At 40.8% G+C, this 7,301-nt stretch carries 7 protein-coding genes; 5 read left to right on the plus strand and 2 right to left on the minus strand.

Annotated elements, in window-relative coordinates:
- Positions 1 to 153 precede the first annotated feature (153 nt).
- From WKI49_02660 to WKI49_02680, 5 genes are read left to right on the plus strand one after another with little or no spacing between them, the layout of a single operon-like run.
- Positions 154 to 831: a VWA domain-containing protein gene (locus tag WKI49_02660; protein ID MEJ7621405.1), complete on the plus strand. Its 678-nt coding sequence runs from the start codon at positions 154 to 156 to the stop codon at positions 829 to 831.
- Positions 824 to 1,570 carry a PP2C family serine/threonine-protein phosphatase gene (locus WKI49_02665; GenBank protein MEJ7621406.1) on the plus strand — a complete coding sequence of 249 codons (747 nt, stop codon included), beginning with the start codon at positions 824 to 826 and terminating at the stop codon, positions 1,568 to 1,570. Before WKI49_02660 ends, WKI49_02665 begins: the two co-directional genes overlap by 8 nt.
- A 1-nt stretch (position 1,571) precedes the next feature.
- Positions 1,572 to 3,362 (plus strand): hypothetical protein, encoded by a 1,791-nt coding sequence (locus WKI49_02670; GenBank protein ID MEJ7621407.1) that lies wholly within the window; start codon positions 1,572 to 1,574, stop codon positions 3,360 to 3,362.
- A 13-nt stretch (positions 3,363 to 3,375) separates the two neighbouring features.
- Entirely contained in the window at positions 3,376 to 3,735 is a 360-nt protein-coding gene (locus tag WKI49_02675; GenBank protein ID MEJ7621408.1) for a histidine triad nucleotide-binding protein, read from the plus strand.
- A gap of 17 nt (positions 3,736 to 3,752) precedes the next feature.
- Positions 3,753 to 4,691 (plus strand): SAM-dependent methyltransferase, encoded by a 939-nt coding sequence (locus tag WKI49_02680; GenBank protein ID MEJ7621409.1) that lies wholly within the window; start codon positions 3,753 to 3,755, stop codon positions 4,689 to 4,691.
- Here WKI49_02680 and WKI49_02685 read toward each other — a convergent pair.
- Together WKI49_02685 and leuB are read right to left on the minus strand one after the other, a co-directional pair.
- Positions 4,664 to 6,172, minus strand: a complete 1,509-nt coding sequence (locus WKI49_02685; GenBank protein MEJ7621410.1) for a hypothetical protein — start codon at positions 6,170 to 6,172, stop codon at positions 4,664 to 4,666. The genes WKI49_02680 and WKI49_02685 overlap by 28 nt on opposite strands.
- Complete coding sequence (gene leuB / locus WKI49_02690; GenBank protein ID MEJ7621411.1) at positions 6,154 to 7,248, minus strand: 3-isopropylmalate dehydrogenase; 1,095 nt, start codon at positions 7,246 to 7,248, stop codon at positions 6,154 to 6,156. The genes WKI49_02685 and leuB overlap by 19 nt, the downstream gene beginning before the upstream one ends.
- Positions 7,249 to 7,301 lie beyond the last annotated feature (53 nt).

The following is a 7,301-nucleotide window of genomic DNA, read 5'->3' on the forward strand; positions in this document are numbered from 1 at the left end:
AGTGAGAGATGCCTACATACTTATGGCAAACCAAGAGAGGGAAAGGATAGTGCTAATTGATGGTTCAAAAAGTCAGGACGAGGTCTTTGCGAACGTTATATGTATTCTTAGAGAAAGGTTTGGTTTATAATTTATACTAGGAGGGTTCAAATCATGCACAATGAGTTTATATCATTAGAAGACCTTGTGGAAAATCCTACCACACGCCTTCCAATAGCTCTCGTGCTTGATACAAGTGGTTCAATGCAAGGAGAACCCATAAGAGAGCTAAGCGAGGGTTACAAGTTATTTCTTAATGAGCTTAAAAGGGACGAAGTTGCGAGGTATTCTGCAGAAGTCTGTGTGATCACATTTGGAGGTCAGGTAAAAGTTTTACAAGAGTTTTCTACCGTAGAGCGTGTCAACAAGTATTTGTTTTTTGATGCTTCTGGAGAAACTCCGATGGGAAGTGCAGTTTTAACTGCCCTTGACAAACTTGAGCAAAGAAAAACCATGTATAAGGAAACTGGTGTGGACTATCATCAACCTTGGATGGTGCTTATGACGGACGGACAACCTACGGACAGAATAGATGAAGCGGTTTCAAGAGTGCAAACTCTCTTAGATTCAAAAAAACTTGTTGTTTTTCCAATAGGAATAGGTCCTTATGCGGATCTGTCCACGTTGGCAAAGTTTACTACTCCAAACAGACCACCTCTTAGACTTAAAGGTCTAAGGTTTAAGGAGTTCTTTGTTTGGTTAAGTAAAAGCGTTTCAAAAGTTTCAAGGTCGTCTCCTACCTCAAAAATAAAACTTGATGAAAATATAAAGGGGTGGGCTGAAATTGGATAGTTGGTTTGGCTTTTCTTTTGCTATTAGGGGTAGAAAAAATATGATGGAAAACTTACCCTGCCAGGATAGTGTAAGGACGTGGTCTAATGGGAATGTGGCATGTGCAATCCTCTCTGACGGAGCTGGAAGTGCCACACACTCCTATAGAGCATCTAACTCTGTAGTTAATAGTGCGATTGTTTACTATAGGAGGTTTATTGAAAATGGTAATGATCGAAGTTTACTAGAGACAGGTAGAGGTGTCTTGGAAGCTGTCAGGGAAAGGATAAAGAGCAAGGCACAGAAACTAAACACGGACATAAAGGATTTGGCTTGCACTTTTCTGGGGGTTTTTATAAAGGATTCTCAGTATCTGATTCTTCACATAGGAGATGGTATAGTAGCGTGTATGATGGAAGATGGATGCATAAAGTTATTATCTGCTGGTTATAGAGGTGAATTTGCAGGTGAAACAGTCTTTTTAACATCTGAAAGCTACGAAAATTATATGAAGGTGATAGAAGGGGATGTCAATCAAGAAAGAATAAGAGCTTTTTATCTGATGAGTGATGGAATGGAAAGCGTTGTATATTCAAAAAGAGAAAATAGATTTGGCAAACTCTTGTATAAACTTTACGATTTGAATTTAAAATATAATGATAAAAAAGCACTGAAGCGAAAGTTAAAGGAAAGCGGAAGGGAGCTTTTTAATCAAAGGACGCACGATGACCTTTCTATAGCATTGTTAGGGAGGAGTTAACATGCAGGATATTGTTTGGTTTAGAGAAGCGGTTGCAAAGTATGTTGTATTGGTAGATACTTCAGCCCTAATGTCTGATGGAGCAGAGATTTTCTTTTATAAATATCTATCTCCATATCTACTTGTTAGTGGAAGAAGATGCTACATTCCCCATGTAGTAATGAAAGAGCTTGAGAAAAAAGCATCAAGCCCAGACAAAAAGAAAATTGCAGAAAAAGCCAAAAATATAGTTGAAGAGCTTATACACAATCAAGTAGGAGAATTTAGAGGAGAAGAAACAGATACACATCCAGACCAAGTTTTCAGAATGGTATACGCTAAATTTGGCGTGCATAAGGACCTAATGTTTATAACTAACGATAAAGTGCTTGCTCGTGAATTATGCGAATTACATAGATCTCAAAGCGTAAAAACAAGATGCAAGCTATTAGTTATTGGTGTTTCTCCAAACGGAATGCCTTATAAGATATGTGAAAATGGTATTATGAGGTATCCAAAAAGGATAACTTCAACTGGTTTTTCTGGTATTAATATAGAAGATAAGCCATTAAATGTTAGCTATATACCAAAAGAAGGAGATGAAGTTATAACGAGTAGCGGTAATACTGTTATGCTTTTAGAAGAGCTTGCAAGGGGTGGGGAAGGTATAGTCTACAAAACTAATATTGACTCTAAACTGGTGAAGATATACGATCCAAGCAGGCTTACAAAACTACGTCTTAAAAAGTTGCAAAGCATGTCAGAGCTAAAAATGGTTAAATCCTCTACTTTTTCTATAGCTTGGCCAGAGGAGCTTGTATACAACAAATCTGGTGAATTTGTAGGTTTCTTAATGAAAAAAATATCAGGGAAAACTCTTCAAGAGCTCGTTTTTACTCCAACCAACGCACAAGCAAATGGGCTTTCCCGTGCAGACCTTGTATCCATATGCATTAACCTTTTAAAGGGTTTTAGATATTTGCATATGAAAGGCGTTTTGGTAGGTGATATAAATCCTCTGAATATTCTTATAAAGGTAGATAAGACTGTATCTGTAGGCTTTATTGATACAGACAGCTTTCAGATAGAAGGTTTTAAGACGGATGTGGGAACTCTTGAATTCACTCGACCATCGCTTTTGCGACAAAACGTTAATTTCAAAGAATACAAAAGACAACCAATAGATGAAGCTTTTGCAGTTGCTGTGTTGATATTTAGAATTCTTATGCTTGGAAAGCATCCATTTAGCTACAAAGGTGGTGAGGATATTATAGAAAACATGAAAAAGGGAAACTTTCCATACAAACTCAAGGATGAAGATTACAACGCCGAAGATGTCCCTGTTGGCCCTTGGAGATATATTTGGAGTCATATACTCCCCTCGGTTAGAGAAACACTTGCGGATGCACTTCTTGAAAGAATAACGATAGCTAATATTAAGGACCTTGTTGAGTATGAAAACAAACTAATAAGGGCATTGGAAAATTATAAAAATCTTATTCAAATTGGTAAATCGAGAAATGAGCTTTTGCTCTACCACTATTATATACCAGATAATGTTCCCAAGGTTAAGGTCAGATGTGCGGTATGTGGATACGAATTTGAAATGTATAAGGATTTCTACGAGAACAAAATACTTGCAAAAAACAAGCAAGTTTTATGTGGAAAGCATCTCTTATACAACAAATATATACAAAGCACTCAGAAAAAGGTACATACCCATAAAACTCAATCCAAGCAAGCTAAAGTTATTACTACAACTTCAAAAAGTGATAACATAATTGTTAGAATATGGAGATGGCTTTTTGGATAAAGGAGGCTTTGCCATGCAAGACTGCATATTTTGCAAGATAGTGAGGAAGGAAATTCCCTCAAAGGGTGTTTATGAGGATGAGCTGGTTTATGCCTTTCATGATATCAATCCCGTTGCACCCACGCACATTTTAATAATTCCCAAAAAGCACATAGTTGGTATTCAAAGCCTTGAGCCTGAGGATGCGCCTTTGGTGGGTCATATGTTCTATGTGGCAAGAAAACTTGGAGAAGAGCTGGGTTATGCACCCGATGAGGAGTTAAACAAGGGCTATAGGTTGGTTTTTAACGTGGGAAAGGATGCAGGGCAAAGCGTCTTTCATCTTCATCTTCACTTCATCGCAGGGAGGAGCATGTCCTGGCCACCAGGTTGATATCCTTCCGAGATTGGATGTCTCAAAAGGTAAAGGAGTATTATCAGAGAGATTTTAGAAAGGATTTTTTCACTGCACCAGAGCTTGACAGAGTCTTTGGTTATGCACTGGCGGAGCACCTTTCAAAGCTGGTAGGAGACTTTGAAAAACCAGTTTTCCTTGAGCTGGGTGGAGGAAGCGGTGTCCTTGCCTATGATATTCTCCAATACTTAAGGGAAAAAGAGCCAGAGCTGTATGGCAGGCTTAAATATTACATTTACGAATTTAGTCCTACGCTTATAGAGATACAAAAGAGGAGGCTTGAGGAATTTAGAGATAAGGTTTTTTGGTGTAATAGCCTTTTTCCCCTTGAGGGTGTGGTCTTTTCTAATGAATTCTTTGACTGCCTACCGGTGCACGTATTGAAAGAAGGAAGGGAGCTATTTGTGGAAGATGGCAAGGAAGTATGGCTTGAGGTCAAAGACCAAAGGCTCAAGGAGGTGATAAGGAGAATGGGCTATGAGAAAATCCCTCATGTGTTAGAGCTTTGCATAGACTGTATAGACTTTTTGAGAGAAATATCTAAAAACTTGGTAAGAGGTTATCATCTTGTAATAGACTATGGCTACACTTCTGAGGAAATAAGCAGGTTTCCTCAAGGCACGGTTGTTGGTTATAGCTCTCATAAAGTGGACATAAACCCACTGAAAAGCGTAGAACCTATAGACATAACCGCACACGTAAACTTTTCTCTTTTAGAGGAATATGGAAAAGACTTTGGCTTGGAGAGGGTTTATTTGAAAAGTTTGAGAGATTTTCTTTTAGAGAGTAGTGCCTTTGTGGAGGAGTTTTATAGGCTTTCTGAGTCTGAAAATCCCGAGGACATAGAAAGACTTTCACGTCTAAAAACTATGCTTGTGAGTATGGGTGAGCGTTTTAGGGTATTACTTCAAAGAGCCCTAAGCTCCAACTCGTAGACTTCCCCTCTGTTCTGTATGGCAAGCGTTCCAGTCCTTCCAGTAAGAACCAGCACCCTTCCATCCTTTGTGGTAAGCACCGCCTGCACGGATTCTTCAAAGTTTCCACCCCTTATGGGTCTTATAAACACAAGGTCTTTACGCCTCTCTCCTATAACAAAGAGCTCACCTCTGCTGTATTTGACTATGTCTAAAAATCTTTGCACTATACCTGTATGGTTTTTCACCACAAAAGCCATGTTGAAGTTTAAAAACCTTGCCCCTGTGCCCGGTGGGTTAAAGATGAAATTGACCTTTCCTTGCTCAAGAGGGATTTCCACAAGGGTATAAGAACCACCAAAGCCCTCTTCTGTTGAAAAGACCTCCGTATCTCCTCTATAGACCCTTACCCTACCAATGCTATCTGTAAAAACAAGATAGTCTCCAAAATAGAAGGCACTGTCTATCCTAAAGCCTCTTGGAGCAAGAAAAGCTCCCGTCTCCCTTAAGTTTTCTCCCTCTAAGGACAACCTCACTGTTTGACCAAACCTATCTCTGAAGTTAAACCTTTGACCTATAAAGGTCTCCTTTGGTCTGCTTTTGTCAAGAACGCTCATTATGTAGGGAATATTTCTTCTTACAGGAACAAGGCTGTCGCCCACTGACCTCAAAATGAGAGAGTTTGCTGAGTCTCCAGATACCATGTTTACAAGCACAAGGTCTCTATTATCCGCACCTATTTTTCCACATCTGAGTCCTACAGGAACACCTGCAGGCAAGCTGTAGTCAAACCTCTTTACCAAGTCGTTTTTCAAAAGCTCATAGACCTCAACCCTTCCAGAAAAAAGCACTACAAGAAACTCTTTACCAGTCCCGGTAAGGTCACAAAGGTCTGCAGATAGAGGTAGCGATGGCAAGGCTCTGAGAAGCCTTGGTCTTGCAAGCAGGTTTATATCCTCAAGGCTTGCCCTCTCTATGCCCTGCACTACCGCCTGCTGTGTTTGGAAAAAGGCTACAGGAGAGTTTCTATACTCCACGCCTATGCCATCCTTTAGTTCCTTTATAGTGTATGTGCATGCTTTTTCCCTTTTCAATTCTGGTAGGACTGAACGGAGTTTGAAAAACCACTCCTCTGAACCCTCAAAGCACACATCCCTTGCCAAAAGCCTTATTCTGTCTCCTTCCCTTGGAGACCCTTCAATAAGTTTTGCGTAAGAGAAGTTATCCTGCACCTCTTCCACTCTAAGAGTTCCCACTTGTTGGCTTTCTCTTCCTATAACCTGCTTTGTAATGGGATGGACTATCTCTCTGCCTTCTCTAAGAATTGCAAACTCCTCACCTATTCTTACCTTCTCTCTACCAAGGTCTATAATCACTCTGTTTCCTTCCACTTTTACCACATAGCCTTCCCTTTGGAAAAAGTCCTTTAAGCCTTGCAAAGCATCCTGTGCCCATACACTTACAGAAAAGAAGAATATAAGAATTAAGACAATCCTTCCCATAGCTCCTCCATGGCTTTTATTATAGCGTCAGTCATAGCCTCTGTTCCCACTTTTATACAACCCTCGCTGTATATGTCTGGAGTTCTGTAGCCCCTCTCAAGCACCAATTCCACTGCTCTATCTATAAGGTCTGCTTCTTTTTTTAACCCAAAGGAATACCTAAGCATCATGCTTGCAGAAAGTATGGTAGCTATCGGGTTTGCCACACCCTTGCCTGCTATATCTGGTGCAGAGCCATGCACTGGCTCATAGAGAGCATACTTGTCTCCAAGGCTGGCAGAGGGTAGCATTCCAAGACTACCCGTTATGACCGCCGCCTCGTCAGAGAGTATGTCTCCAAAGATATTGCCCGTTACTATCACATCAAAGGAAGAGGGTCTTCTCACTATCTGCATGGCACAGTTATCCACATAAAGGTGCTCCAGCTCCACCTCTGGATAGTTTTTTGCCTCTTCTTCCACCACCGCTTTCCACAAGGCACTAACCTCTAAAACGTTAGACTTGTCAACGCTTGTGAGCTTTTTCCTTCTCTGGCGAGCTATCTCAAAGGCTTTACGCACAACGCGTCTTATCTCATCCTCTGTATACCTCATAGTGTTTATGCCTACCCTTTTGCCCTCATACAGAAAAATACCTCTCGGTTCTCCATAGTAGACATCACCGGTAAGCTCTCTAACCACTATAAAGTCTGTCCCCCTTGCGACCTCCTCCTTTAGAGGAGAGGAGCTAATGAGTGGCTCATACACCTTTGCAGGTCTGAGGTTTGCATAAAGGTCAAGAGCCTTTCTTATACCCAAAAGACCCTTCTCTGGTCTTTTATCTGTGGGAAGGCTATCCCACTTGGGACCTCCCACTGCACCAAGAAGCACTGCGTCCGACTTAAGGCATAGCTCCACCGTCTCCTGTGGTAAGGGCGTGCCCTTCTGGTCTATGGCAGAGCCACCTATAAGAGCCTTTTCAAAAAGGAAGTCCAAACCCGAAAGCTCACCAAGCCTTCTTAGCACCCTAAGGGTAGAAGCAATTATCTCTGGACCTATTCCATCTCCCTCTAAAACCGCTATCTTGAAAGTAGGCATACACTGTATTATACTAAACCTTATGCTTGAACTGCTTACTGAAAAGTTTAGCA

The sequence above is a fragment of the Aquificaceae bacterium genome, assembly GCA_037722135.1.
GTDB lineage: Bacteria > Aquificota > Aquificia > Aquificales > Aquificaceae > Pampinifervens > Pampinifervens sericum.

Bases quoted from the DNA above. Each gene is read 5' to 3' on its own strand.
- WKI49_02660 (MEJ7621405.1), top strand. From the start codon at position 154: ATGCACAATGAGTTTATATCATTAGAAGACCTTGTGGAAAATCCTACC.
- WKI49_02670 (MEJ7621407.1), top strand. From the start codon at position 1,572: ATGCAGGATATTGTTTGGTTTAGAGAAGCGGTTGCAAAGTATGTTGTA.
- WKI49_02675 (MEJ7621408.1), top strand. From the start codon at position 3,376: ATGCAAGACTGCATATTTTGCAAGATAGTGAGGAAGGAAATTCCCTCA.
- WKI49_02680 (MEJ7621409.1), top strand. From the start codon at position 3,753: ATGTCTCAAAAGGTAAAGGAGTATTATCAGAGAGATTTTAGAAAGGAT.
- WKI49_02685 (MEJ7621410.1), bottom strand. From the start codon at position 6,172: ATGGGAAGGATTGTCTTAATTCTTATATTCTTCTTTTCTGTAAGTGTA.
- leuB (MEJ7621411.1), bottom strand. From the start codon at position 7,248: ATGCCTACTTTCAAGATAGCGGTTTTAGAGGGAGATGGAATAGGTCCA.